21 protein-coding genes are annotated in these 24104 nt (G+C 60.6%); 12 read left to right on the top strand and 9 right to left on the bottom strand.

From position 1 onward, the window contains the following. Positions 1-194 precede the first annotated feature (194 nt). The 7 genes from SB772_RS03700 to SB772_RS03670 all read left to right on the top strand — a co-directional run bounded on the left by SB772_RS03700 (position 195) and on the right by SB772_RS03670 (position 6962). Positions 195-1343, top strand: coding sequence for a porin (locus SB772_RS03700; protein ID WP_410831931.1), 1149 nt, complete (start codon positions 195-197; stop codon positions 1341-1343). 583 nt (positions 1344-1926) lie between these two features. Next, complete coding sequence (locus SB772_RS03695; protein WP_410831930.1) at positions 1927-2100, top strand: hypothetical protein; 174 nt, start codon at positions 1927-1929, stop codon at positions 2098-2100. After that, positions 2097-2369, top strand: coding sequence for a hypothetical protein (locus tag SB772_RS03690; RefSeq protein WP_410831929.1), 273 nt, complete (start codon positions 2097-2099; stop codon positions 2367-2369). The genes SB772_RS03695 and SB772_RS03690 overlap by 4 nt, the downstream gene beginning before the upstream one ends. Next, positions 2369-2764, top strand: coding sequence for a PIN domain-containing protein (locus tag SB772_RS03685; RefSeq protein ID WP_410831928.1), 396 nt, complete (start codon positions 2369-2371; stop codon positions 2762-2764). The genes SB772_RS03690 and SB772_RS03685 overlap by 1 nt, the downstream gene beginning before the upstream one ends. Before the next feature lie 133 nt (positions 2765-2897). Beyond that, positions 2898-3599, top strand: coding sequence for an AIM24 family protein (locus SB772_RS03680; RefSeq protein WP_410831927.1), 702 nt, complete (start codon positions 2898-2900; stop codon positions 3597-3599). A 44-nt stretch (positions 3600-3643) separates the two neighbouring features. Continuing rightward, positions 3644-5353, top strand: a complete 1710-nt coding sequence (locus SB772_RS03675; RefSeq protein WP_410831926.1) for a tetratricopeptide repeat protein — start codon at positions 3644-3646, stop codon at positions 5351-5353. Positions 5354-5780: 427 nt separating this feature from the next. Continuing rightward, complete coding sequence (locus SB772_RS03670; RefSeq protein ID WP_410831925.1) at positions 5781-6962, top strand: acyltransferase family protein; 1182 nt, start codon at positions 5781-5783, stop codon at positions 6960-6962. Here the strand turns inward: SB772_RS03670 and SB772_RS03665 are convergent. The 3 genes from SB772_RS03665 to SB772_RS03655 form a co-directional block, all read right to left on the bottom strand. Beyond that, positions 6959-7225, bottom strand: a complete 267-nt coding sequence (locus SB772_RS03665; protein ID WP_410831924.1) for an SDR family NAD(P)-dependent oxidoreductase — start codon at positions 7223-7225, stop codon at positions 6959-6961. The two genes, SB772_RS03670 and SB772_RS03665, sit on opposite strands and share 4 nt — an antisense overlap. A 51-nt stretch (positions 7226-7276) precedes the next feature. Continuing rightward, positions 7277-8131, bottom strand: a complete 855-nt coding sequence (locus SB772_RS03660; protein ID WP_410831923.1) for an alpha/beta fold hydrolase — start codon at positions 8129-8131, stop codon at positions 7277-7279. A gap of 80 nt (positions 8132-8211) precedes the next feature. Further along, positions 8212-8919: an alpha/beta hydrolase gene (locus tag SB772_RS03655; RefSeq protein ID WP_410831922.1), complete on the bottom strand. Its 708-nt coding sequence runs from the start codon at positions 8917-8919 to the stop codon at positions 8212-8214. 173 nt (positions 8920-9092) lie between these two features. On the opposite strand from SB772_RS03655, the gene SB772_RS03650 reads away from it, so the two are divergent. The 4 genes from SB772_RS03650 to SB772_RS03635 all read left to right on the top strand — a co-directional run bounded on the left by SB772_RS03650 (position 9093) and on the right by SB772_RS03635 (position 12806). Then, the gene (locus SB772_RS03650; RefSeq protein WP_410831921.1) at positions 9093-9725 is read left to right on the top strand and encodes a CGNR zinc finger domain-containing protein; all 633 of its coding nucleotides are present in this window, start codon (positions 9093-9095) and stop codon (positions 9723-9725) included. Between the two features lie 53 nt (positions 9726-9778). Next, a complete protein-coding gene (locus SB772_RS03645; protein WP_410831920.1) occupies positions 9779-10477 on the top strand; it encodes a haloacid dehalogenase type II in 699 nt (232 codons plus the stop codon). Between the two features lie 544 nt (positions 10478-11021). After that, the gene (locus tag SB772_RS03640; protein ID WP_410831919.1) at positions 11022-12392 is read left to right on the top strand and encodes an FAD-binding oxidoreductase; all 1371 of its coding nucleotides are present in this window, start codon (positions 11022-11024) and stop codon (positions 12390-12392) included. A gap of 264 nt (positions 12393-12656) precedes the next feature. Further along, positions 12657-12806 (top strand): hypothetical protein, encoded by a 150-nt coding sequence (locus tag SB772_RS03635; RefSeq protein ID WP_410831918.1) that lies wholly within the window; start codon positions 12657-12659, stop codon positions 12804-12806. 127 nt (positions 12807-12933) lie between these two features. On the opposite strand, the gene SB772_RS03630 is transcribed toward SB772_RS03635, so the two are convergent. The 3 genes from SB772_RS03630 to SB772_RS03620 all read right to left on the bottom strand — a co-directional run bounded on the left by SB772_RS03630 (position 12934) and on the right by SB772_RS03620 (position 17865). Beyond that, positions 12934-16287, bottom strand: a complete 3354-nt coding sequence (locus SB772_RS03630) for an SNF2-related protein (RefSeq protein ID WP_410831917.1) — start codon at positions 16285-16287, stop codon at positions 12934-12936. Between the two features lie 302 nt (positions 16288-16589). Beyond that, positions 16590-16847: a hypothetical protein gene (locus SB772_RS03625; RefSeq protein ID WP_410831916.1), complete on the bottom strand. Its 258-nt coding sequence runs from the start codon at positions 16845-16847 to the stop codon at positions 16590-16592. A gap of 244 nt (positions 16848-17091) precedes the next feature. Next, on the bottom strand, positions 17092-17865 hold the full coding sequence (locus tag SB772_RS03620; protein WP_410831915.1) for an SH3 domain-containing protein: 774 nt from the start codon (positions 17863-17865) through the stop codon (positions 17092-17094). 377 nt (positions 17866-18242) lie between these two features. On the opposite strand from SB772_RS03620, the gene phbB reads away from it, so the two are divergent. Then, positions 18243-18986, top strand: a complete 744-nt coding sequence (gene phbB / locus SB772_RS03615) for an acetoacetyl-CoA reductase (protein ID WP_410831914.1) — start codon at positions 18243-18245, stop codon at positions 18984-18986. Between the two features lie 39 nt (positions 18987-19025). On the opposite strand, the gene SB772_RS03610 is transcribed toward phbB, so the two are convergent. The 3 genes from SB772_RS03610 to SB772_RS03600 all read right to left on the bottom strand — a co-directional run bounded on the left by SB772_RS03610 (position 19026) and on the right by SB772_RS03600 (position 23007). Further along, positions 19026-20189, bottom strand: a complete 1164-nt coding sequence (locus tag SB772_RS03610) for a histidine kinase (protein ID WP_410831913.1) — start codon at positions 20187-20189, stop codon at positions 19026-19028. After that, on the bottom strand, positions 20182-21342 hold the full coding sequence (gene nosP, locus SB772_RS03605; RefSeq protein ID WP_410831912.1) for a nitric oxide-sensing protein NosP: 1161 nt from the start codon (positions 21340-21342) through the stop codon (positions 20182-20184). Before nosP ends, SB772_RS03610 begins: the two co-directional genes overlap by 8 nt. 225 nt (positions 21343-21567) lie before the next feature. Then, positions 21568-23007 carry an HD domain-containing phosphohydrolase gene (locus SB772_RS03600; protein WP_410831911.1) on the bottom strand — a complete coding sequence of 480 codons (1440 nt, stop codon included), beginning with the start codon at positions 23005-23007 and terminating at the stop codon, positions 21568-21570. Between the last annotated feature and the right edge of the window lie 1097 nt (positions 23008-24104).

Below are 24104 nucleotides of genomic sequence, written 5' to 3'. Positions count from 1 at the left end.
ATAAATCTGGACCCGTATTCTTGGTCCGTCGATGCATGCTGGACACATTGCATGCATCGCCTCCAGCTTCACTCGGTCTCAATCAGTATAGTTCTGCCCGTCATGCGAGAAGCGCCGCGCGTAAGAAGGTATTGCACGCAGCAGGGATCGCTTTATCCAACGAAATACGCAGGCAAAGAGCAGGGGAGAATTAAATGAAGAAGAGAAATGCCGTCAGCCTTTCGGGGCTTGCTCTCGCGGCAAGCGCCGCATGCGCGCCCGCGGCTGTCCACGCGCAGAGCAGCGTCACGCTATACGGTATCCTGGATGCGGGTATCACTTACGTGAACAATGCCGGCGGCGCCCATCAGTTCAAATTCGACGACGGCGTTTCGTACGGCAACCGGATCGGCTTCAAGGGTATCGAGGACCTTGGCGGCGGCTTGCAGGCTGTATTCGTGCTCGAATCGGGTTTCCATCTTGGCAACGGACAATTGGGATTTGGCGGTGCGGAGTTTGGACGGCAGGCGTACGTGGGCTTGAAGAACAACTGGGGTACGCTCTCGTTCGGCAACCAGCTGGACATGACCGATGAGTTCGTCTATCTGTACAACATCTCTTCGTGGGCGAGCGGCTACGCGATCCACCAGGGCGACTTCGACCGCATGAACGGCGATCGTCTGCCGAATTCCGTCAAATTCGTATCGAACGATTTTTCGGGCTTCAAGTTCGGCGGCATGTACTCGTTCGGCAATACTGCCGGCGACTTCCATGAGAAGAGCGCATGGAGCGTGGGTGCGTATTACGAGCACAGCACGTTCAACATCGGCGCGGCGTATACGCAGTTGAACAATCCGTACGGCATCTATGCGTTCGACCCGTACGCGATGATCGGCACGCGGACCTTCCTCGGCCAGCCGACCGTTTCCGTCAATCCGACGACCGGCGCGGTAACCGATCTATATAGCTCGTCGGCGTTCCCAGTCGATAAGCAAGGCGCGTTCGCGATCGGTGCGGCCTATACGATGGGCAACCTGATGCTCTCGGGCGATTTCACGTACACGACAATCAAGGGTTTCGGGCAGACCTCGCACATGCAGGTCTATGAAGCGGGCGCGTCGTACAACTTCACGCCGGCGCTGGTTTTGTACGGCGGCTATCAGCACACGCGCTTCGAAGGAAACCACTGGAATCAGGGCTCGCTCGGACTGCATTACCTGTTATCGAAACGCACCGACGTTTATATTTCCGGCGACTACCTGCGCGCATCGGATGGCGTGAATGCGGTGATCGGCTATAGCTTTACGCCGTCGACGTCGAATACGCAGAGCGATGTGCGGATCGGGATGAAGCATTCGTTCTAGTCGAGTTGAGTGAGAAACATGGCGGCATGAGTTAGGTCGCCATGTTGACTTGGCCTTGACGAGGCTTGATCTGTATTGGTCCGGTGCGGCATGATGGCTTAGGCGGCGAGGGGCAGGAAATCGTTTGCGGGAATACCGTGCCGTTTCCTGCGTTGATAATTTTACATAATATAAATTATCAACCCTTTTGGTATGTTTGGGACTGTTGCGTTTTTCGGGCATCCTGCGACGGTAGCTCAAGGCTTCCAGCCGGATTCTGCGCAACAGAAACGGCCACGCATGCGACGCAACGGTTCCTGTTGGTTTTTCCTTGCAAAACATTACTCAGGCGTCGATAAACGCTGACATGGACCATTCTCTTTGTCGCGCAACATCTCGCCGTAGGTACCAAGAATCAACAAATCTGGTGTCAGGGCTTTATAGAAATGTCGTGTCTGAGCTAAATGGGGTTGTCGTACTTTCCGTGCAAAATATGGCGGTAGCAGCGCACAGAGCCGCTCGCAGCAAGCCTCGGCCGATCGGTAGCTTTCGCGCACTCAGCAATTTCGCAAGTACTTGATCAAAATGAATTTTCAGGATCAAAATGCCAGATTTTGCACGGAAAGTACGACAAACCCTGGTAGCGCTGGACCACTCGCTTGACACCGTTCAGTTGCTGCTCGGCCATTCGCATCTGGATCATGTCCTTCCCTATATTGAAGTGTCCGCACGCGAGCGCCGTGAGGCTATGGCCGCTTTCGATGACGACTGCGATTGACGGTCTGTCAGAGCGAGGCTTGGCACACTGAAGTCTCTGCTTTAACGACCGATAAAGCTGGACAGGGAGATAAAAAGCCGACTTCAGACCTTGAACTCCCCGTCGCCTTACCTCAAAAATTCGTCCTCAACGAGACCACCGGTCGCTACGAGTTGGTGCCCGCGACAAAATCAGTGGAATCGCTCAAAGGGCTTGTCGGGAAGCCGGCCAAGCCTGTGTCCGTTGAAGATATGAATGCCGCCATCGCTGCGCGCGGAGCCGGTGCTTAATGATCGGTCTTGATACAAACGTGCTCGTCCGCTACATCGCCCAGGATGACGTAGCACAGTCTCGGAAGGCGAGTATGCTGATCGAGTCGCTGACGGCCGACGAGCCCGGTTACGTAACGCAGGTTGCTCTGGTCAAAGTTGTGTGGGTTCTCTCCAGCTTGTACGCGGCGGATCGTGACCAGATTGCAAAGGTGGTCGAAGGTTTTCTTCGGACTAAGGAATTGCGCGTTGAAGCTGCCGAGACAGTCTGGAAAGCCCTTCGCGTGTTCACTTCCTCGAAGGCCGATTTTGCGGACTGCCTGATCGAGCGCGTTTGCCATGATGCACATTGCGAGTACACGGCGACATTTGACGCGAAGGCCGCCAAGTCAGCTGGCTTGCGATTAATCAAGTAAAGCGGAAAAGTTAAAGCATGGACTGGAACGTTTTAGCCACGATCTCTGCCCCTAATCGGAAAAGCACAAGGCGATTTTCGCGTGCGCGAGATAAGGAAACCTCTCGCATCACGTGTGCACAACGGGGTCAAGGATGAACCAGTTACCGACACTCATGCCCACTAGCGCCGCCGACGAAACATATGGCGGGGTCACGTATCACATTGGCGGCGAGCTTGTGCCGGTGCTCTCGGTCGACGTGTCGCGTCAGTCGGTCTTCTTCGAGCACCACATCTTGCTCTGGAAGAATTCAAACGTGAAGATTGGCTTGCGCCCGATGAAAGGCGCATTGAAGCGCATGATGGCGGGCATGCAGATCTTCGTCACCGAGGCGAGCGGCAATGGCACGATCGCTTTCAGTCGGGATGGGGCGGGACACATCGTTCCGATTCACCTCGGGAGAGGCGAGGAACTGCATGTACGCGAACATCAGTTCCTGGCGGCGACTGCAAACGTCGAATACACCTTCGAACGCGTGCGCGGTTTCAGTAACATGCTTTTCGGCCAAAGCGGCTTTTTCATCGATAACTTCCGGAGCGAGTCGAGTGAAGGTGTGCTCTGGCTACACGGTTACGGGAACGTATTCGAGAAAGAGCTCGCGGCCGGCGAGACCATTGATATCGAACCGGGTGGTTGGCTGTACAAGACACCAGGCGTCAAAATGGAAACAGTGGTTGACAAGCTCACGAGCGGGTTCTTCGGAGCCGGCATGAATTTCATCGTGAACAGATTCACAGGACCGGGACGCGTTGGCATTCAATCAATGTACGTCAATTACGAGACTGCCGACAATTGAACTGTAAGGAAATGAGTGCGCGCAAAATTCTGTCGGGTGTGGCGATGGCCGTGCTGTCCGGAGGATATCTGGCTGCGGACGCGGCGAGTTCGTGTTCTCCGGCATTGTCCGAGGTCGATGTCGAAGACGGCCTCAAGGTACAGTCCGATTGTGGATTCCCCGTCCGAACCCTCAACCGCATGACCACCGAGTTGAACCATGCGGTGAAGGGCGCCAGACTCTCCAGTGCCCAGATAGTCTCGCTCGCGAGAGCGACGAACGTGATACTGGGTGCCGTACATGCGCAATCGGGCCGCATTGAGCGCAAGACCGATACTGTGTTCACCAACATCGAACCGCTAATCGAGCACCTTGCCCAGCAAATCAGGGCGCGGCCCGATGCAGACCTGGTAGCCGAAGCCCGGAAATGGGCCGCACGTTACGAGGACCTGCTGAGCAGATCGTCGATCGCACGAAGTTCCGATCCTCTTGAACTGCAGAGATACGACGCGCTCGAGCGCGTCGATCTGGACGGCGCATCAAAACTGATGACCAGGCTGCTTGCCGAAAAACAGAGCACCGTGCAGGTGTTCGCGGCGCGCTGTTATGAGGCTGGCGAAATCGAGTTGCTGCGCTTCACGCCGCAGAATGCACTGCCGTATCTGGAAAAGGCCTACGCATTGCAACCGGAAGACACCGACATTGCGACTGCGTTTTCCGACACTTTGCAAGAGCAACGCGAGTTCGAACGTGCGGAATCGATTTACCGCACGCTGCTGTCACGCTATCACGTGCTTGCACAGGAGAAGCCCGCCGCCTACCAACCCCAGATTGCGCGCACGCTGGACAAGCTTGGCAACCTCTACGTTGGGCTGCAGCGGCCCAAGGAGGCGGAGCTCGCCTATCTGCGGGCGCTGGAGATCTATTGGATGCTGGCGCGGCAGAACCCTGTGGCCTATGGGCCCGCTGTGGCGGAAACTTTCGACAACCTCGGCGTCCTATATCGCGATACACAGCGCCTGAAGGAAGCCGCGGATGCCTACCGCGAGGCGCTGGACATCGACCGTGCACTGGCTTATCGCGACCCCACGACCTACAAGCCTGATATCGCGACGACGCTTAACGACCTCGGCATCCTGTACGTCGCCACACAACGCACGAGCGATGCGGAGAAGGCGTATCGCGAGGCGCTCAATATCCAGCAAGCTCTCGCGCGCGGCAACCCCGCGGCCTATCGCCCGGCACTCGCGCGTACGCTCAACAATCTCGGGAACCTCTATAGCGCTATGCAGCAACGCCCGGAAGCAGAGCATGCCTACAAGGAAGCGCTAACGATCCGGCGGCAGCTTGCCCGGAAGAGTCCGGCACTCTATCGGCCCGACGTGGCGCGCACGCTCACCAATCTTGGCGCGCTCTATCGTGCCACGCAACGGCCGAAGGAAGCACGGCAGGCTTATCAGGATGCGTTGCAAATCTATCGAGCGCTCGCGCGAGAAAGCCCCGCTGCCTACCAGCCGGACGAAGCGCGAACGCTGAATAATCTAGGTGTCCTTTTCAGTCACACCGGGCGCCCACGCGAGGCGGAAGACGCCTACCGGAACGCGCTGGACCTTTATCGGACTCTATCGCGAGATAATCCCGTGGCCTACCGCCAGGATGAAGCACGGACGCTCGGCAACCTGGGTACGCTCTACAGTCAGATCCAGCGACCGCGTGAGGCCGAGCAGGCAAGGCGTGAAGCCGCCCGTCTTCTCGACTCAACGGAAGCGCCGTAGAGCGCACAATCGGCAGAAGCGGGGACGCCTGTTGTCGGTCGCAGCAGTCAGTGCGCTCAATCACGGCCAGAACTCCGTCACCCTCCTCGACCGTATCGTTGTCTCCGTCGGCCAACCTTGCTTCGATGACCATCGATCTGGCCACGCGCAAGGTGTCGCACTTCGTGGCGCGTGATTCCGGCATACCTGTGCCCGCCGCGCGGATTCGAGATTTCGCCAAAGGCTGGAACCGCAAGAACTGACGACAGTTCCATGCAGCAGACTGCAAGCCGTCCGTCAGAGCGTCGCGCGACTGGTGTTGAGGTCCGCAACGCCCCCTCCTCCACACGCACCCCGAAAAAACCGGGAACTCCGCTGCAATGTCTGCTGTCAACGGACCTCGCTGCCGATACGACGGTGGCACATGCAGCGAGGAGGCGCATTATCGATGGAGAAAGGACGCATTGCTGCGCTCGACGCCGGACGATCCATCGCGGTCGTCGGCGTTGTGGCCGTTCACCTGTCATTCCAGTTTCCCAACCTGCCGGACAGCGTCGCGCTAATCGCGCGCATGGGCCAGTACGGCGTGCAGTTGTTCTTCGTGATCAGCGCGATCACGATCTTCATGACGCTCGAAGCCGATCGCGAGCGTTTCTCCGCAGCGCGTCACATCACATTGCGTTTTTATATCAAGCGCTTCTTTCGCATTGCGCCGCTGTATTACGCGGCCATCGCGATCTACGGGCTCATCAGCTGGGCGGCGTGGCGTTCGGGCTACGAACGCGCGTGGGTGCTCGGCGCCCACAGCCCTGCCGACATCCTGTTGAACGTGCTGTTCCTGCATGCGCTGTCGCCGTCGGCGATCAACAACGTCGTGCCGGGTGGATGGTCGATCGGTGTCGAAATGCTGTTCTATCTGCTGGCGCCGCTGATTTTCTTCTTCACGCTGAACGGTGTGCGGCTCGCGATCGCGTCGGTGTCGGTGCTCGCGATGTCGGCGGCCGTGATGTGGGTCGTCGGTTGCAACGGTGCACCGGATTGCCATGTCGCGAACAACACGTTTCTCTATTTCTGGCCACCGGTGCAGGTGCCCTGCTTCATCGTCGGGATGTGGACATGGTTCGCCTTCCGCCGGTATCTCGCAGGCGCGTCCAGTGTCACGCGTCGTGTCGCGTGGCTGTCGCTCACGACAGCGCTCGCGTTCGCGCTCGCCACGGCCGCGCTGGGCGTGTGGCTCGCGAAGGGCCACGAATTTGCACCATTCTTCGCGGCGTGCGCCGGAGCCGGGTTGCTGCTGTTCGTGTGTTCGCACCGGGGGCGCGACGCCGGCCAGCTCGGGCAGCGACTCTTCAAGCCCTGTGCAATGGCAATCGGCCGTCAGAGCTACGGCATTTATCTCTGGCACTTCATTTGCACTTACGCGACTTTTCATTTCTTTGAGCGCGTGTTTGGGCGGACCGACAAACACATGTCGTTGGCGCTTTTCATTGTGACGATCGCCATTGTGCTCGTGGTTTCCTACGCGCTTTCGCGGCTCTCCGACCGGTTTATTCAGGCACGGGCCTCGCGCTTTTCGCACCGGCTGCTTGCCCGGATCGACGAACGTTTTCGCGTTGCCAGTCGTCGCTAAACGGGCGGCAAAGTCCACTGCATACGCAGCGCGCAGGCGAGCGTCTGGTCGACCACTTGCCGTGCAGCCTCGGGTTGAGAGAGGTCGACGTCGATAACGAGAGTTTCAGCGCCGGCCGTCTTCACCTCGATGCCGGTCTCTTCGAGGTTCGCACGGTTGCGCGCAACGAGCACGATCGAGTCAAAATCCCGCGCCAGTCTGATGGCGGTCGAACGACCGATACCCTGGCTTGCGCCCGTCACGATTGCGACTTTGCTGGACATGATGCTTCTCCTGATTGGTTGAATGAAGCACGGTTCCATGCGTCGGATATTTCAGTGGTCGAGGAAGTCCGAAATGGCTGCGGCGATTTCCGTGGCATGCGTCTCCAGCGCGAAGTGGCCGGTATCGAGGAAGCGCACCACGGCGCCCGGAATGTCGCGCCTGAATGCGTCGGCGCCGGCGGGCAGAAAGAAAGGATCGTTTTTCCCCCACACCGCGAGCAGAGGCGGCTGATGCGTGCGGAAGTATTCCTGGAATGCCGGGTACAGCGCGACGTTGCTTTGATAGTCGCGGAACAGATCGAGTTGTACCTCGTGCGCACCCGGCCGGTTCAGATAGAAGTCGTCGAGCGAGTAACCGTCGGGCGACACGGACGCCGTGTCGGGCACACCATGCGTGTACTGCCAGACCGTCGTCTCGTGTGTGAGCAGTGCGCGAAGCGCGTCCCGATTCGCGAGCGAAGCGTCTTGCCAATACGCACGGATAGGATTCCAGCCTTCGCTCAATCCTTCTTCGTAAGCATTGCCGTTCTGCGAAATGATCGCGGTGATCCGCTCGGGATGTCTGATTGCGAGGCGGAAACCCGTCGGCGCACCGTAGTCGAAGACGTAGACCGCGAAGCGGTCGAAGCCGATCGCCTCGGTGAAATGCTCGATGACGTTGGCGATGTTGTCGAACGTGTAAGCAAAACCGTCGCGGCTCGGCATATCGGACTGGCCGAAGCCGGGCAGATCCGGCGCGACGATATGGAAACGGTCTGCGAGCTTCGGAATCAGGTCCCGAAACATATGGCTCGAGCTTGGAAAGCCATGCAGGAGCAACAGCTTTGGGGCGCCTGGGCGCCCGGCTTCACGGTGGAACACCTTGAAGCCGTCGACGTCGGCGTGGCGATAGGCAATAGAACTCATGATCTCCCTCCAAAAGGGAACGGGGTCAGACGGGTAACAAGAGGCGCCGTGCGATGTTCGGCATCGCAGGCCGCACGCACCTAGCGGATAACGTTACCGGGCAGAACCGACTGCACAGCCTCGGCGATGACATGGGTCACAGCGTCAGGAGCCGTCACGATCGGCGTATGGTCGGCCAGATACGACCGCAGGTACGCATTCATGCGACCTGCCATGAAATGCTGGGTGACAGGGTTGATCATCCGGTCCTGTTCGGCGATCAGGAACCAGCTCGGACGGTCTCTCCACAGCGGACGCCCGACCGCTTCGCCGATGCACGACACGGAAATCGGACGCTGCACCGCAGCGAGCACCGCCAACTCCAGCGGCGTCGCGTGCTGGGCAAACGCCTGCGCGAACGCTTCTTGCGGCAACCATATCAATCCGTGCCGATCCGGCGCGAGTTGCGGCGCCTGCGGATGCGTTTCGCCGCGGTAGAAGACGTCGCCGACGGTTTCTCCTTCATCAGGCGCCAATGCGGCGACGTAGACCAACGCCCTGATTTTTTCGGACCTGCTCGATCCGATCACGGCGCCGGCATACGCATGGCCGGCCAGCACCACCGGACCTTCGATTCGCTCAAGCGTCCGGTCGAGCGCGGCCACGTCCTCGCTCAACGACGTGAGCGGCAACGGCGCCGCAAGTGCATCGATCCCCTGTTCCTTGAGACCCTCGATTACCTTGCTCCAGCTTGATCCGTCCGCCCATGCGCCGTGCACCAGCACCGCGCTCACATTGCCGAAAGACATGTCCTGCTCCTTTGAGGATGGTGAATGCTGCTTGCGAAATACGCACAGGTTCCCTCGCGTCATGTAACCTGACTGATCTTATTTTAAAGGTTACTAATTTGACATGTAACTTGTCAAGAGCATTTTTAGCGGTTACGATGCTGACATCGTCATTGCACATTGATTACAAGAAAATGGACTATCGTCAGATTCCCGCGATATTCGTAGCCGATGCGCCGGGCCTCGATTTCCTGAACTCGGTCGCGACACCGGTGGATGAACAGGTCGATTGGATCAGCGATGGAGAAGCGTTGCTGGCCTGGATGGAAGAGGCTGGAATGGCACCGCGCGCCGCGCTCGCAGCCCTGCGGTCGCAGTCCACGCCGGCCGAACTCGACGCCGTTGCGGCGCAGGCTCGCGCGCTGCGCGAGTGGTTCAGGGGTTTTGCGCAGAAGAGGAAGGGGCGGCCGTTGAGCGCCAGGGATTTGCGCGAGCTCGCGCCGCTGAATCAACTGCTCGAGCGGGACGAGCGATATGGAGAAATCGTCGCCGATGTCACGGGCGGGGCGTCGCCTTTTGAACTCCGCGCGAATCGGCGTTGGAAGTCGCCGGAGTCATTGCTGATGCCCATTGCCGAAGCGTTGGCGAACCTGGTGTGCGACGAGGACTTCACGCACGTGAAGGCATGTGAAGGTCCGCGCTGCACGTTGATGTTTGCGGATCACACGCGGGGTCACGCGCGCCGCTGGTGCAGCATGGCCATTTGCGGGAACCGTGCGAAGGTTGCCGCTCACCGGAAGCGGCTCAAGGAGCAGCAAGGCGAGTGACGTAACGTGGTTGGGAATTCAGCGTTGTGCTGATGTCTGTACGGAGGCGGGATATGGATCACATCAAGGCGATTGCATTCGATTTGTACGGCACCCTTTACGATGTCCACTCGGTGGTGGCGCGGTGCGATCAACAATTTCCGGGGCGCGGGCGTGAAATCAGTACGCTCTGGCGACAGAAGCAACTCGAATACACGTGGCTGCGGAGCCTGATGAACCGCTACGTCACCTTCGAGCAGGCGACGGAAGACGCATTGCGCTTCACCTGCCGGCACCTTCGGCTCGATCTGAATGACGAAGCCTGCAAGACGCTCTGCGATGCATACCTGCGCTTGCATCCGTTCCCCGAAGTGCCAGATACGCTGCGCGAATTGCGTCGGCGAGGACTGAAGCTCGCGGTGCTGTCGAACGGTTCGCCTCATTCGATCGGCGCGGTGGTGGGGAACTCCGGACTTCGCGCCGAATTCGACCATCTGCTTAGCGTCGATCCAGTCCGCGTGTACAAACCGGACGATCGTGCCTACATGCTTGCAGAGCAGGCCTTCGGGGTCGCACGAACGTCGATTCTGTTCGTGTCGTCGAATGCGTGGGATGCAACGGGGGCACGCTATTTCGGCTTTCCGACATGCTGGATCGATCGTAGCGGTAGCGTCTTCGAGGAAATGGGCCAGACACCGGACTGGCAACTGCGAGGACTTGACGAGTTGCTGTCGCTATTCGATGGGGGCGCTGCGGCGTCGAAGCAGCACTGATCTCAAGAATGGGGCGCCTTCCCAGGTTCCCCCGGGTACAAGCCTCGAGGTTTGTTATCGACCCATCGTCATCGCTGAGTGGCCCTGTTGCACTCTACAGCTGCCGTATCGGTGTCACGCTGCGAGAGGCTATACAGAGTCGACTTCGGTTCTACGCATTCAAATGACCATTTGAGGCTGCGCCGGACGCTTCAAAACTGTCTAGCCGGTCAAGTCTCCGGTTGGACGCGCCCCTTTTTTTCTCCTGGACCAAAGAGCGCCCGCCGATTGGTCGGGTTTCATTCGGCTGGTTGCTCGCTCGTCTTGCTGTCAGTGTCGTCAATCGGAAGTTTCTTCCGGCACTTGCGTCGAAGCACTATGCTTCTCATCAAGTGAGGTGCGAGGCTAAGCTTGCGAACGGCTACCGGATAGGTGCGTAGATTCCGATTGATTGATGCCGCGCGCCCATGTCGTTCTTGTCGACTGTCCGGCGCGAGGCTTCTGGGTACGGCAGCGCGTCGTCGCGCGTGCGCGCGATGGATTTACTCTTCAAGGAGGCAGCGTCATGGACGAGTTTGCGATTCAGGGATTTCGCGGAAGGCTGATCGTTCCGTCGGACAAGGACTACGACGAGGCGCGAGCGCTGTACAACGGCATGATTGATAAGCGGCCCAAGGTGATCGCTCGCTGCACCGACGCCGCCGATGTCATAGCAGCGGTCAACTACGCACGCGATAACAAGCTGCTTCTCGCAATCCGCGGAGGTGGACACAACGGCCCCGGTTTGGGCAGTTGCGACGGTGGACTGGTCATCGACCTGTCGCAGATGCGCAGCGTGCGCGTCGACCCAGCGAGCTGCACCGTGCGCGTCGATCCAGGCTGCACTGCAGCGGATCTCGATCACGCGACCTACGCCTTTGGCCTCGCCGTACCGCTCGGCATCGTCGGCAGCACGGGCGTCGCAGGTCTGACCTTGGGCGGAGGAACCGGCTATCTCACGCGCAAGCACGGCCTCACGGTCGACAATTTGATCGAGGTGGATGTAGTGCTGGCCGACGGCTCTTTCGTCACCGCTAACAAGGACAAGCACGTTGACCTCTTCTGGGCGGTGCGCGGTGGCGGCGGTAACTTCGGCGTGGTCACGAGCTTTCTATTTCAGGCCCACCGAGCCAGGATAGTGTTCGCCGGTCCGATCTTCTGGGACGCCCAGGACGCCAGGCAAATTATGGCGATGTACCGCGACTTCATCCCAAACGCCCCCGAAGAGCTTGGCCTATTTGTCGGCCTCAAAACCGTGCCTCCAATCGATCCCTTCCCTAAGGAGCACTGGAACAAACGCGCCTGTGCTCTGATCGGTGCTTTCAACGGGCCGATCACAGAGGGTCAGAAGCTCATGGCCTCGCTGCTCGAGAAACTGCCCGCCCCACTGTTCAACTGGATGGGCGAGATGCCGTGGACTGCCATCAACAGTCTGTTCGACCCGTTCTTCCCTAAAGGCTTGCAATGGTACTGGAAGGGCGACTTTGTCAAGACGCTGCCTGACGAGGCGATCGACGTACACATCGCCAACGCGCTGAAGGCGCCGACCCCCTTCTGCCTGATGCACCTTTACCCCATAGACGGCGCCGTTCGGCGGGTCCCCAAGGATGCCACGCCGTGGAGCGCGCGGGACGCGTCTTTTTCGATGGTAATTGCCGCGATCAGCCCCGATCCCAAGGACGCCGAGGCGCTTAAGACCTGGGGCCGTACCTACTGGGGTGCCATCCACCCGTTCAATCTGGAAGAAGCCTACGTCAACTTCATGGACGCCGACGAGGCCGAGAACCGCGTCGAACTAAGCTATGGCGACAACTACAAGCGCCTTGCCTCGATCAAGGCGATGTACGATCCCAACAACCTGTTTCGAGTCAACCAGAACATTAAACCGAAAGCGTGAGTCTACGCGCGCGGCCTCGCGCGCCTGCGCCGCGTCGTGGTGTTCAGCGCGATGCTCGCCAGAATACTGACGAACGGGTACTTGAATCAAATCGGGTCTAACCGAACTCCGCGGGGTTCACGTTCCCCGCACACAGGAACAGCGTGAAGCTGAAGTGATCGCAACCTGCCGGTCGCCTGCTAAGGGGACCGCGATCCATCCAGAATGTCTCGATAAACTCTCGGCCCGCTTTTTAGCTCGCGTAAGTCGACGGCGCCGCCGTCCGTGACCGCGCCGTGGGAGATCGCCACTGACGACGCTGCGCTCGCCGCCCGGGTGAAGCAGGCGCTCGTCGCGGACCCGGAAGCTGAAAGCCAGAATCAGGAGGCGCAGAAGTTTTGCATCGATTTGTTGGGCGATGCGTGCGCCCGATAGACTACCAATCAGTCATCCCACCATCATCAATCCCGCCGCGGTCCATGCGACCTGTCCGCCGACCGATCGCGCACGGGGATATTGACCGACCGCGATCGGCCGGCTCACACGCTGGAAAGGCGCCATGCTACGTTCCGGTCCTCGCGCGCTTCCGGGGCTTCGCTACCGGCGAGACGGGCGTCGTGGCCGGAATGGGTTCGAACAGCGCCGCGAGGTCATCGGCCGAGAACTTGACGGCGCCGGCGGCATCCTCAGACAGGATAGCGTCGGCGAGTGCGGCCTTCTGCTCCTGCATCGCGACGATCTTCTCCTCGACGCTGCCGGCCGTAATCAGCTTGTAGACGAACACGGGCTTGTCCTGCCCGAGACGATGTGCGCGATCGGTGGCCTGATTTTCGACGGCAGGGTTCCACCATGGATCGTAGTGAATCACGGTGTCGGCCGCCGTCAGGTTCAGGCCGACACCGCCGGCCTTCAGGCTGATCAGGAAGAGTGGCACCTCGCCTTGCTGGAAGCGCCTGACCGGTGTGCGGCGATCGGTTGTATCGCCGGTCAATACGACGTACGGAATCCCGGCTTCGTTGAGTGCGGCGGCGATCAGATCGAGCATGCCGGTGAACTGCGAGAACAGCAGGATGCGGCGGCCCTCCTCGATCAGTTCGCGCAACATGTCGAGCAGCAGTGCCAGTTTGGCCGACTCCTCGATGCGGGCGGCCTGGCTGAGCTTGACGAGTCGGGGGTCACAACAAACCTGGCGCAGCTTGAGCAGCGCCTCGAGCACGACGATGTGACTGCGCGCGAGTCCCTTCGCGGTGACGGCGGCACGAACCTTTTCGTGCATCGCGGCACGTACCGTTTCATACAGGTCGCGCTGCGCGCCTTCGAGTTCGACGGTGCGCACGATAATCGTCTTCGGCGGCAGTTCGGTGGCCACCTCGTCCTTGCGCCGGCGCAGCATGAAGGGGCGGATGCGCCGGGCGAGCAGTTCGCGCCGCACGGTGTCGCCGCCTTTTTCGATCGGCGTGCGCCAGCGCCGTGTGAAATCCTGGCGCGCGCCAAGGAAGCCGGGCAACAGGAAGTCGAACTGCGCCCACAGTTCGCCGAGATGATTTTCGAGCGGCGTGCCCGTCAGGCACAGGCGGTGCCGGGCCCGCAGTTCGCGGATGGTTGTCGCCGCTTTGGTGGCCGCATTCTTGACGTACTGAGCTTCGTCGAGGATCAGCAGGTGGTAGTCGTGTCGTGCGAGGATGTTCTGGTCGCGCCATAGCAGCGCGTAGGTCGTGAGGATGAGATCGTGCGCGCCGATTCCGTCAAAGCGTTCATGGCGTTGCGGGCCGTGCAGGTCGAGCACGCGCAGCGCCGGTGTGAAGCGCCGCGCTTCTTCCTGCCAGTTGTGCATCAGGGTCGTCGGTACGACGATCAGCGCGGGCCGGTCCAGCCGGCCGGCTTCCTTTTCGGCGAGGATATGGGCGAGCGTCTGAACCGTCTTTCCGAGCCCCATGTCGTCGGCCAGCACGCCCGACAGGTTATGTTCGCGCAGGAACTGCATCCAGCTGAGTCCCTGCCGCTGATAGGTGCGCAGTTCGGCCTGCAATCCCTGCGGCACCGGCGTTTCATCCACGCCGGGCCCTGCCATCAGGCGCTGCGCAAGCTCCCGGATCGACGCGTCGCCATGAAACTGCCAGCGGCCGGTGCGGTCGAGCGCATCGAGCCGGGCGGCATCCCGCTCCGAAATGCGCAGCCCGCCTTCACCGGGGCTATCGAACAGATCGATCAGCACACGCACGACAGGTTTGAGCCGGTCGGCCCGCAGGCGCAGCCGTTCATTGCGGTCGGTCTTCAGATCGACCGGTTCGTCATCGGCGATGGCGTCAAGCCCGCCCGACAGCCAGCGCGAATCGCGCCGGAACAGGTCGGCCAGCAGTGGTTCGAGGCGAACCTTCCGGTCGTTGACCGTGACCCCCATCTCGACATCGAACCAGCCGTCACCGGCCTGATGGAGCACACCGTCGATCGCCTCGATCTCGATGACATTGTGGCGAAACGCTTCAGTCATCACTACCTGCCAGCCGTTTTCGCGTAACCGGGGCAGAGCCTGCTTCACGAAGGCGGCCCAGTCTTCGGCGTTGCTGGGCCCTAGCATGCCTTCCGGAAACGGCCGTGGGCCATGGGCACGACTGGCTGGAATTTTCCGCAGCCCAGCCTTGTGCAGTTCTGCCAGACGGCGCTGCTCGATATCGAGATGCCGTTTGATCTGCATCATTTCGCCGCTGGCGGTTCGCGCAAGTATGGTGTTGCTTTGCGCGTCGATACTCACCCCCGCGTAGTCGAAACTGACGGTTGCAAAATCGAGCATGTTGGGTGCAGCAGACATCCAGCCTGATCCATAGGTCGGCAACGTGTTGAACGACAGTGCGGGTACCGGAGTGGTGTCGATCACGTGCACGGCCGACACGTCGTGCGCGGGCGGCAAGGGCAAATCGGGCGCGACTTCGCGCAGCACGTTGCTAACCAGCGCTGCTTCGTCGAGCGAAATGGATGGCATCGCCAGGTACTCCGCGAGTTCTTCTGCCAGCCACGGCATGTCGACCGTCCCGGCCTCTCCCGAATGAGGGTCCACGTACCAGCAGGGCTGCGTTGTCGTCAACAGCATCGTCGCGGGTGGCTCAGTCTGCAGTACCGGCCGCACACGTGTGTCCGGCTGCGTTTTCCACGTGATCTGTCCGCGACGCGAAGGTCCGGGATGCAGTACGCCGGGCGCGCCAGAGTGCATGGTGCTCGCATTCGGCGAGGCAAACGCGCGGCCCGTGGCGATGAGCTTTTCCAGGATTGCCGCACCGGCTGTGCCTTGCAGTCCAAAGCTGTCGGTATACCCGCGGTAGCGGTCCAGCCACAGCCCTCGCAGGATCGGCAGATCCTCCTCGGCAACAAACTTTGGCGGCTTGACGAGCGCGCTCTCCACGTTCTGCCACGCGTCGTCGAGTGAGCGGATCGTGCCGTCGGCGTTGGCCCGGGCCTTGTAGAGGAAAATTTCCGGAGATCCGCGATACGATCCGGCAAATACATAGGCAAGCGCATGCGTGGCCCTGGCGGTCGCGGGCTTCCTGCTTCCGGGAGGGGCAGCCGTGCGCTTCGCCCGAAAGCCTTCGAGCCAGGTCACCAGTTCAGGACGCACGCCGGTGGCGGATTGCCGTGGAAGGTGCTCAAGACCCGCGATCAGGAGCGCGGCCACGTGCTTGCAGTCGACACCGACCGGGCACGTGCATTCGCCCTCAACCCACATGTCGCGCTGATCGTCGATATCGCGAAAATACGCGCGCACGTCATACGGGCGGGTCCGCGTGCCTTGCACCTGGCCACTCAGGGTGTCGGCGCTTTGCCAGCGCAGTTCGGAGACGGCCTGTGCGTACTGGCGTGCCTTGGCTAACGTGTGGGAACCTAACCAATCCGTGATTTGCTTGCGATTGTAGAAGACGGGCATTGCTGATGGATTCGGGTTGACGACGCGAGAGGCATTCTACGCGAGGCGGTGACTGGCTGGCACGTTAGTTTCCTGCGCGGACGGTGCGTGGGTCGTCTGTGCATGGCGGCGATCATCCTTCGGCATGCAGATAGATCACATGTGCTGCAGCACATGTGTTGGAACGACGAGATATTTTTGAAGGTCTTAGCGTACGAAAAGATGCGAATCTTGAGCGCACCGCTCGCCGCACGGGAAAGCGAAGGGCCAATCGCGCGACAGTTCGTCGAGCGCGCTTCTAACGCTCCGATTCCGCCGTGAGTTTATTGTGCGAGGGGCGGAGCAGCTTGCGTGCTGGCGACGCAACTGTCGCGCTCGTTGATCCATGCAATGGCCGATTGGCCTGCGGACTCGATCGCCTCCTCCTCGTTGTCGAACCACGCATGATTGCGCTCGATATGCACTTCGGTGTCGACATCGTCATCAAGCGAGGCGCGCGTCAGTCGCGCGTGCGCGAAGAATTTTCCAAGCGAAAAGTCTGGAGTCGTGTCAACGATCCAGCCGTGGTAGGTGAACGCCATGATCCGCTCCAATACGTCAAACCGACCGGATCCGAAATGGGCACCGATTCGTACTGAAGCAACCGCCAGAACGAGCGGACCGGATCCAGGGACTTCGGCTCGCGCGAGCATCGTGTGAATGTCGTGCTGCACATATTGTTATAGACCCTGCGGCGTAGCGCGGCAGCATTTCCCATCATTTTCTATCCGGTGTTCGCATCGCATATCTTTGCGTTCGGCACGTTCGTGAAAATGCGAACACCGCCTAATGGTTGTCCGGACGGTTTTCACGTTCATTGCCGCCACGTTCTGCTCCACCGCGTGCTTCGCCACCGCGCTGCGTGGGCGGCGGGCTGCCACCATGCATTTGCGGTGCGTCCATCGCATGAGCAGGGCCTTGCCCTGGCTGAGGACCGGGCTGTGGCTGCGGTCGTGCCTGAGGCTGGACCTGCTGCGGAGGGCCGCCGCGCGGCGGCGGCTGCTCCGTCGAATGAGTCGAGCCGGGATGAGGCGTGCCGCCGCGCTCCGGGGGCGTTTCCGGCGCATGACCATATGCAGGCTCACGGCCGGGCGGCGGTCCCGGAGGTCGGCCAACGTCACCGCGGGCCGGCGGAGGGCCTCCACGTGCGGGCGGCGGGTGATTTGCCCAGCGCGGCGCGTCGTGATACCACGGGCGGCCACGGTAATAGTGGCCCCAGTATGAATCGATCGAAAACACGACGACAGGCAGCCCGATCTGCACGCCATAAGTCATGACCGGAACATTCGCGCCCTGGTACGGATAGCTGAGACTCCCGCCGTAAACCCATCCGCGCAAGTCGGGCGCTGCGACGTCGCACCAGCTGTAACCCTCGACGCAGCCCATCACCGTGAGGGGCACGCCTTCCGGCACCTCGGCGACCACGGGGTAATCCGGTGCTGGTCCGGCGTAGATGTCCACGGGCGCATTCGTATACGCCTGGACCTGCGCGAAAGCTGTGCCGGAGAACGCTATCAGGCAGATACCCGGGATCGATCGGATGACGAAGTGCTTTTGCATGATTCCTCCCAAACGGAACGCTGTTTCCCGGGCCGGCCGATCTTTGCAGAGGCGCGCGGTTGGGCGGCATGCCTGGCGATCTGACTCGCCACAAGGCATCGCGGCAAGAATGCGCGGCTACGCGATGCCGCGCTCGCCCCGTTGCCGCTCGATTACGCAACTTATGTGCCTGACGCCTGACTTCACACGCGGGCAATCGATCTCGCTACCCGCTTGCGTAGTTGGTAAACGGGAAAAACTGACCTAGAGTAATCAGCAGACTTATACGAATACAACAACAAGAAGTTGCTGGGCGACAGATAACGGCGAGCACCCCGGAAAGGCGCCTGGCGGTCCCTACACCGCGGCGCCATTTAGTTCCTTGATCGGGTAAAGACATGACGAAGCAGATCGCACTTGTCACGGGCGGCACGGGTGGAATCGGCGAAGCCGTTAGCGTCATGCTGCACGACGCCGGCTACACGGTCATCGTCACCTACTCGCCGCACAACACCGGCATCGACACGTGGCTTGCCCGCATGGAGACCGACGGACGCAGATTCCACGCCTGTGGCGTCGATGTGGCCGACTATGAATCGTGTGCAACGTGCGTCGCCAGAATCCAGGCCGAAGTCGGTCCCATCGACATTCTGGTCAACAATGCCGGCATTACCCGGGACGCAAGCTTCAAGAAGCTGGACAAGGTCAACTGGGATGCCGTGATCCGCACCAACCTCGATTCGGTGTTCAACATGACGAAGCCCGTCTGCGACGGGATGGTCGAGCGCGGCTGGGGCCGCATTATCAATATCTCGTCGATCATCGGCTCCAAGGGCGGCTTCGGGCAAACCAATTACGCCGCAGCCAAGGCGGGCATGCACGGCTTCACGAAATCGCTGGCGCTCGAGGTGGCCAGGAAAGGGGTGACGGTCAACACGATTTCGCCCGGCTTTATCGCCACCCGGATGGTGACGGCGGTCCCGCAGGATGTCCTCGACACAAAAATCATTCCCCAGATACCTGTCGGACGCCTGGGACAACCCGTGGAGGTCGCTGCGCTCGTCCTGTACCTGTGTTCGCGCGAGGCGGGCTTTCTGACCGGCGCGAATATCGCCATCAACGGCGGCCAGCATCTCCAGTGAGTCGAACCTCCCGCGCACGGAAACGCCGTGTCGCGCCTCTCACAGTTCCCCGCTCGCGTCCGCGCGTCGCTTTGCCGGAAGCCACACCGTGAAGCACGCCCCCTCTCCCGGTCTGCTTTCCACGACGATCCTGCCGCGGTGTTTTTCGACAATGCCGTACGAAACCGATAACCCCAATCCGGTGCCTTGCCCAACGGGTTTCGTCGTGTAGAACGGGTCGAATATCTTCGCCAGCACGTCGGCCGCCATGCCTGTGCCGGTATCCGCAATGGCAATCGACACGCCATCGCCGTCGCGACGCGTGCCGATCGTGATGGTGCCCCGTTCTGGAATCGCCTGAGCGGCGTTGACCAGCAGGTTCATCAGCACCTGATTCACCTGCGACGGGATGCACTCGACCGGCGGCAGGTCGCCGTAATGCTTGACGACTTCTGCCTTGTACTTGATTTCGTTGCGCACGACATTCAGCGTCGCCTCAAGACCTGCATGCAGGTCGACCACGCACCAGTCTTCGCTGCCCGCACGTGAGAAATCGCGCAGGTCCTGCACGATACGCCGGACACGCGAGGCGCCCTCGATCGATTCGTCGATCAGCGTGCCGATGTCCTCGCGAAGATAGTCGAGATCAGCGTCTTTACGCGCCTGATCCAGGCGGGCTCGCATTGCAGGATCCAGCCCGGTGAGCATCGAGTCCTGCAGCGCCATGATATCGAGAAGCCTGCGCACCCACGTCTTCAACGTCCCAAGGTTGGAATCGACGAAGCCGATCGGGTTGTTGATCTCGTGCGCGACGCCGGCAGCGAGCTGCCCGATCGACGCAAGTTTCTCCGATTGCAGCAATTTGACATGCGCTTCCGCCAGCTCGTCGATCAGGCGTCGCTGCGCCTCCTTTTCCCGCTCCAGTTCGGTCTGGGCGCGCCTGCGTTCTTCGATTTCCTGTTTCATCAGGCGCTGGGTACGTTCGAGCGCGTGCGTTATCTTCTTGTTGTCGCGCAGCGCATCTTCGAGTTCGCGAGTCCGATGCCGAACCTGGTCCTCGAGCGTGACCGCCATCTGGAACAGGCTGAAGTCGGAGCCGCAAACGATCGTGCTGCGCTCCGCGCGGTCCATCAGCGACCGGACCACTTTGTTCAAGCGCACGACCTCCGCTTGCAGGACAACGCATTCGTCCGATGCAACGGCGACAGACGATGCTTCAGGCATGCCAAGCCTCCCCTCCACCGCCGAACGCGATGCCGGTCAAGGTCTGGTTGACGTGCACGCCGCCGTATTGCTCGCCGTACGTACTGAAACCCGCTGACCGGTTATCCCGAAATAACCGCCCTGCGATATCGCGCGTGCCCTTTTGCAGCAATTCCAGGTGACGCAAGATGCAGTCCCATGCGAGTACGAGCTGCGGCTCGCCCAATTCACTGCGAAGCTCAAAGAACATCGTGCGCAGATTCTCCGTGAGATCGAGGCCGCGAGCGACGCGCAGCACGAGGCCCTCTTCAATCGCACAGTAAAACGTGAGACTGCCGTCGGCGTTCAGCTTCTGGATCGATCGCACATAGTTGGTGCCATCGATCAGCACGACAACGGGCGCCGCCGCAAAATGGCCCGGGCAAAGATCTTCCACGCGCGCGCCGATCAGGCGCGCGTATTCCGCGGCGGCCGGCAGCCCATTGATTTCGCTGACGGTGCGCCGCTCCGCATCGGCACCCGTTACCACGAGCCGTTCATCGCCGGAACGGAAATGCTGCGTCTTGAAAATCCGGAATGGCAGGGTCGTCGAGGCGACAACCAGTACCGCGCAATCGCGGTGAAAGCGCCCTTCGTGAAACACGTGAGTCCGCTCGAAATTCAGGTCGTCGCCCGCCGATCCACCGACCAGCGGAATGTCGCCCAGCGCGTTTTGCAGCGTGCGGGTGACCGGCTCTTCCCTCACCGACAGGCCATCGATCAACAGCAGCGCAAAGGTGTCTGCACTGCGCGCGCCGGGCGCTTTCCGTTCCAGGTCGTGTAACGCATCCAGCGCGCACGCCTGACCACCAGCAATCGTGAAGTTGTGCAAATCGTCCAGTCGCCCGGTGACGGCCGTGAACGACGCACGCGGCAACGCCACCGCGACGAGGCTGTGGTCGAGATAGCCGGCCGGGCCGATTTCGCCGGCCGTCGTGCAACCGACGACCTCAGTGCCGTCGAAGCATTGGCCCATTTCATCCGCGAGCGATTCGAGGTCGAAATGGCTCGAGCAGAAGAATAGAACCAGGGCGCAATCGGATGCATCGAGTGCGGCGTGCACTTCCCGGACGGCTTCACGCGCATCGGGATGGGTCGACTGCGCGACGATGGCGGGTGATGCTGGAGAGGTCATGACATATCTCCTGTTGCTGCGCGATTACGCCGAACGTCGTGAAGCGTAGGCGTCCGCGCCGCTCAGATTGCGACGAATCGGAAACCGGACCGTGAAAGTCGTTCCACGTCCGGGCTGGCTGGCGACGTCGATACATCCCCGGTGGCGTTCGACGATGCTATGGGAAACCGGTCGTGACGCAATCACATTGCGCGACCCGGCCGCGGCCGGCTTATTTCGATATGCTCACTGTCGAGCGGCGCCGGATTGCGCCGATTGCGTCCCGGCGGGCGCAGCCGAATGAACCAGAATGGCAAAGGGCGCGTTTTCCTGCGCTTCGAAGCGCCGCACCTGCTCGACCTGATGCGCGGACATGACGCTGTCCTTCGTCATCAGCAGTACGCCGCGGCTGGTACGCAGATCGTCGGCGAGACGCATCCCCTCGGCGAGCTGCGATCCGCTAATCTGCGAGACCGGCGTTCCCAGCCCTAACGCAGACGGATCCTTCATCAACGTCAAAAAGCGATCGATGATCCGCAGGTCGTAGCGGATGCCCGCCTGCGACTTGAGCAATGCGACCGCCTGCTCCGTGGTGACAGGCTGTTTCACGAGGCCGCCGCGGCGCAGGCCCTCGAAATCCCGGGCCACCGACAGGATCCGCGAGCCCAACGGAATGTCGTCTCCAGCGAGACCGTCCGGTGTGCCACGCCCGTTGAACCGCTCGTACTGGTGGCGGATGATGTATGTGACCTGATCCAGTTGCCCAACCGGCGTCAGCACCATCTGTGCGCGCAGCGGATGCTGATAGAAAAGCTGACTCTCCTCGGCCGACAGGCGATCGAGCGACTTATGCAATAGTTCGTCGGGCAGCGACAGCTTGCCGATGCCATGCAGCAGGCCGGCAAAAAATACCTCCTGTGCCTGCAATCCGCTCATGCCCAATGCCAGCGCCAGATGCCGGGCGACCTCGCCGATCCGCATGGATTGACCGCCCAGCACGCCGCAGCGCAATTCGATCATGCTCGCGCAGACCTGGACCATCGTCGTGAAATTCTTTTTTAGATCCTGCTGTGCGTCCTCAAGGAACATCACGGTCTGACGGACCTCCTCGGTGCGGGACAGCACCTGGGTTTCGAGTCTTGCATTGAAATCCCGTAGTTCGTCGTTCTGCTTCTGCGTGAGCGCGGTTAGCCGCGCGGTTTCGTTGCGAAGCCGCGCCTGTTCGAGTGCCTGCGCGATGGTCAGCAGCAGATCCTGGTCATCCCATGGCTTGTTGAGGTAACGGTAGACGCCGCCTTCATTGATTGCGCGGACGACCGAGTCGATCTCCGAGTAGCCGGTCAGCAGGATACGCATCGTATCCGGGTAGAGCGCCTGCGCGCGTGCGAGGAATTCCGCCCCGCTCATATGGGGCATGCGCATGTCCGAGATGATCAGGTCGACCTTCGTCGAGGCGAGCACGTCGAGCGCCGAAGCGCCGCTTTCCGCGGTGAGCACCTCGTACCGCGGCGTTCTCAGCAAACGCCTGAGGGCCGACAGGATGCCCGGCTCATCGTCGACGAGTAGCACAACGGGGACAGTCGCGGGATCCCGATCATCAACGGCATCTGCCGGCGCGACCGGCAGCCCGGTTTCGGCCGTCTGATCCGCAAGAAGTGCTCTCTCCACTTCCGCAGGTTCCGCCATAATTTGCCCCCATTTCGATCTTTCCACTTCTTCTGCGTTATCGGCCGGTATCGATGGTCCTGTAGTAGGGAAAACGCCAGATCGATTGCAAGGCGCGGCCTTCGGCCCGGTCCCGAAAAGGCGGCCTGCTTCGGGATTGCCGGCACGCGGTCACGCGCCACACGACCCGCGTCCTCGCCTCTTGTAGGAAACCGCCGACAGACTACTTCCATCTCCTACGCGATGTTCAGCGCCACCTGATTTGAATCAGAAATGTCCTGACCGATACTTTCCTCACAAGAAAGCATGTCTGTGATCTGCGGCCCAGCTTGATTCAGCGGCACGCGACTGGCTTTCATGAGGAGACCACGGACCACAATCCGGTCTCAGGCGTCTCATGCGCGGAGCGAGCTACGACCATGATCGATGTGCTCCCCATGCGCTGGACGGACAAAATGGATGTCGCCGGCAAATCCGGCGACTGGGTATCCGTATAGAGCCGATGTTTGCCGTTTCCTGGCCATGGCAGAACGCGATTAATCGCTCCCTTTTAATTCGGAACGGTCGCGCGGAGCGCTGTCGATTTTGCGGCGAATGCGCGCTAGCTGAACCGGAAAAGGAGTAAGAGAGGAATCCCGCACAAAACAGATCGCACGCCGACGATGTGTCGAACGCGGATTTTCGCGACTTGACCGCCGCATAGCATGAACTTTCAGGACTTTGCCGACCATGCCAAGCTGCATACGCGCAATCTCACCGCCCGCGAAAACCGGTCCCCGGATCGGCGAGGACTTCCGTTTGTCTCAGACGCCGTTAGCTTCGTAGCCTGGTCCGCGTCGAACCGGTCGAGCGCCAGCAGTAAATCGTCGATGGAAGATAACTGAACGTTCGTCAAGTGGCTTGAATCAAGCAGTCTATGAAGACGCCCACGCCAATACCAGGCAGGAAGGATTGGCTGGTCCGAAAACCCGTACAGAGACGGCCATATCACATATGCAATATGCGCGATCTCATCATCGATCAGAATACCCACGTTGCCCCCCGTTACCTCCTCGTTAGCGGCCGCTGGCCTATTTATCTTTCTATATGATGATTACTCTAGACCGATTTTCAGCAAA

Source organism: Paraburkholderia sp. SIMBA_030 (assembly GCF_046535245.1).
GTDB lineage: Bacteria > Pseudomonadota > Gammaproteobacteria > Burkholderiales > Burkholderiaceae > Paraburkholderia.
This window is presented reverse-complemented; position numbering and strand designations above follow the sequence as displayed.

Excerpts from the sequence above, each read along its gene's own strand:
- SB772_RS03700 (WP_410831931.1), top strand. The coding sequence starts at position 195 with ATGAAGAAGAGAAATGCCGTCAGCCTTTCGGGGCTTGCTCTCGCGGCA.
- SB772_RS03695 (WP_410831930.1), top strand. The coding sequence starts at position 1,927 with ATGCCAGATTTTGCACGGAAAGTACGACAAACCCTGGTAGCGCTGGAC.
- SB772_RS03685 (WP_410831928.1), top strand. The coding sequence starts at position 2,369 with ATGATCGGTCTTGATACAAACGTGCTCGTCCGCTACATCGCCCAGGAT.
- SB772_RS03680 (WP_410831927.1), top strand. The coding sequence starts at position 2,898 with ATGAACCAGTTACCGACACTCATGCCCACTAGCGCCGCCGACGAAACA.
- SB772_RS03675 (WP_410831926.1), top strand. The coding sequence starts at position 3,644 with ATGGCCGTGCTGTCCGGAGGATATCTGGCTGCGGACGCGGCGAGTTCG.
- SB772_RS03670 (WP_410831925.1), top strand. The coding sequence starts at position 5,781 with ATGGAGAAAGGACGCATTGCTGCGCTCGACGCCGGACGATCCATCGCG.
- SB772_RS03665 (WP_410831924.1), bottom strand. The coding sequence starts at position 7,225 with ATGTCCAGCAAAGTCGCAATCGTGACGGGCGCAAGCCAGGGTATCGGT.
- SB772_RS03660 (WP_410831923.1), bottom strand. The coding sequence starts at position 8,131 with ATGAGTTCTATTGCCTATCGCCACGCCGACGTCGACGGCTTCAAGGTG.
- SB772_RS03655 (WP_410831922.1), bottom strand. The coding sequence starts at position 8,919 with ATGTCTTTCGGCAATGTGAGCGCGGTGCTGGTGCACGGCGCATGGGCG.
- SB772_RS03650 (WP_410831921.1), top strand. The coding sequence starts at position 9,093 with ATGGACTATCGTCAGATTCCCGCGATATTCGTAGCCGATGCGCCGGGC.
- SB772_RS03645 (WP_410831920.1), top strand. The coding sequence starts at position 9,779 with ATGGATCACATCAAGGCGATTGCATTCGATTTGTACGGCACCCTTTAC.
- SB772_RS03640 (WP_410831919.1), top strand. The coding sequence starts at position 11,022 with ATGGACGAGTTTGCGATTCAGGGATTTCGCGGAAGGCTGATCGTTCCG.
- SB772_RS03630 (WP_410831917.1), bottom strand. The coding sequence starts at position 16,287 with ATGCCCGTCTTCTACAATCGCAAGCAAATCACGGATTGGTTAGGTTCC.
- SB772_RS03625 (WP_410831916.1), bottom strand. The coding sequence starts at position 16,847 with ATGGCGTTCACCTACCACGGCTGGATCGTTGACACGACTCCAGACTTT.
- SB772_RS03620 (WP_410831915.1), bottom strand. The coding sequence starts at position 17,865 with ATGCAAAAGCACTTCGTCATCCGATCGATCCCGGGTATCTGCCTGATA.
- phbB (WP_410831914.1), top strand. The coding sequence starts at position 18,243 with ATGACGAAGCAGATCGCACTTGTCACGGGCGGCACGGGTGGAATCGGC.
- SB772_RS03610 (WP_410831913.1), bottom strand. The coding sequence starts at position 20,189 with ATGCCTGAAGCATCGTCTGTCGCCGTTGCATCGGACGAATGCGTTGTC.
- nosP (WP_410831912.1), bottom strand. The coding sequence starts at position 21,342 with ATGACCTCTCCAGCATCACCCGCCATCGTCGCGCAGTCGACCCATCCC.
- SB772_RS03600 (WP_410831911.1), bottom strand. The coding sequence starts at position 23,007 with ATGGCGGAACCTGCGGAAGTGGAGAGAGCACTTCTTGCGGATCAGACG.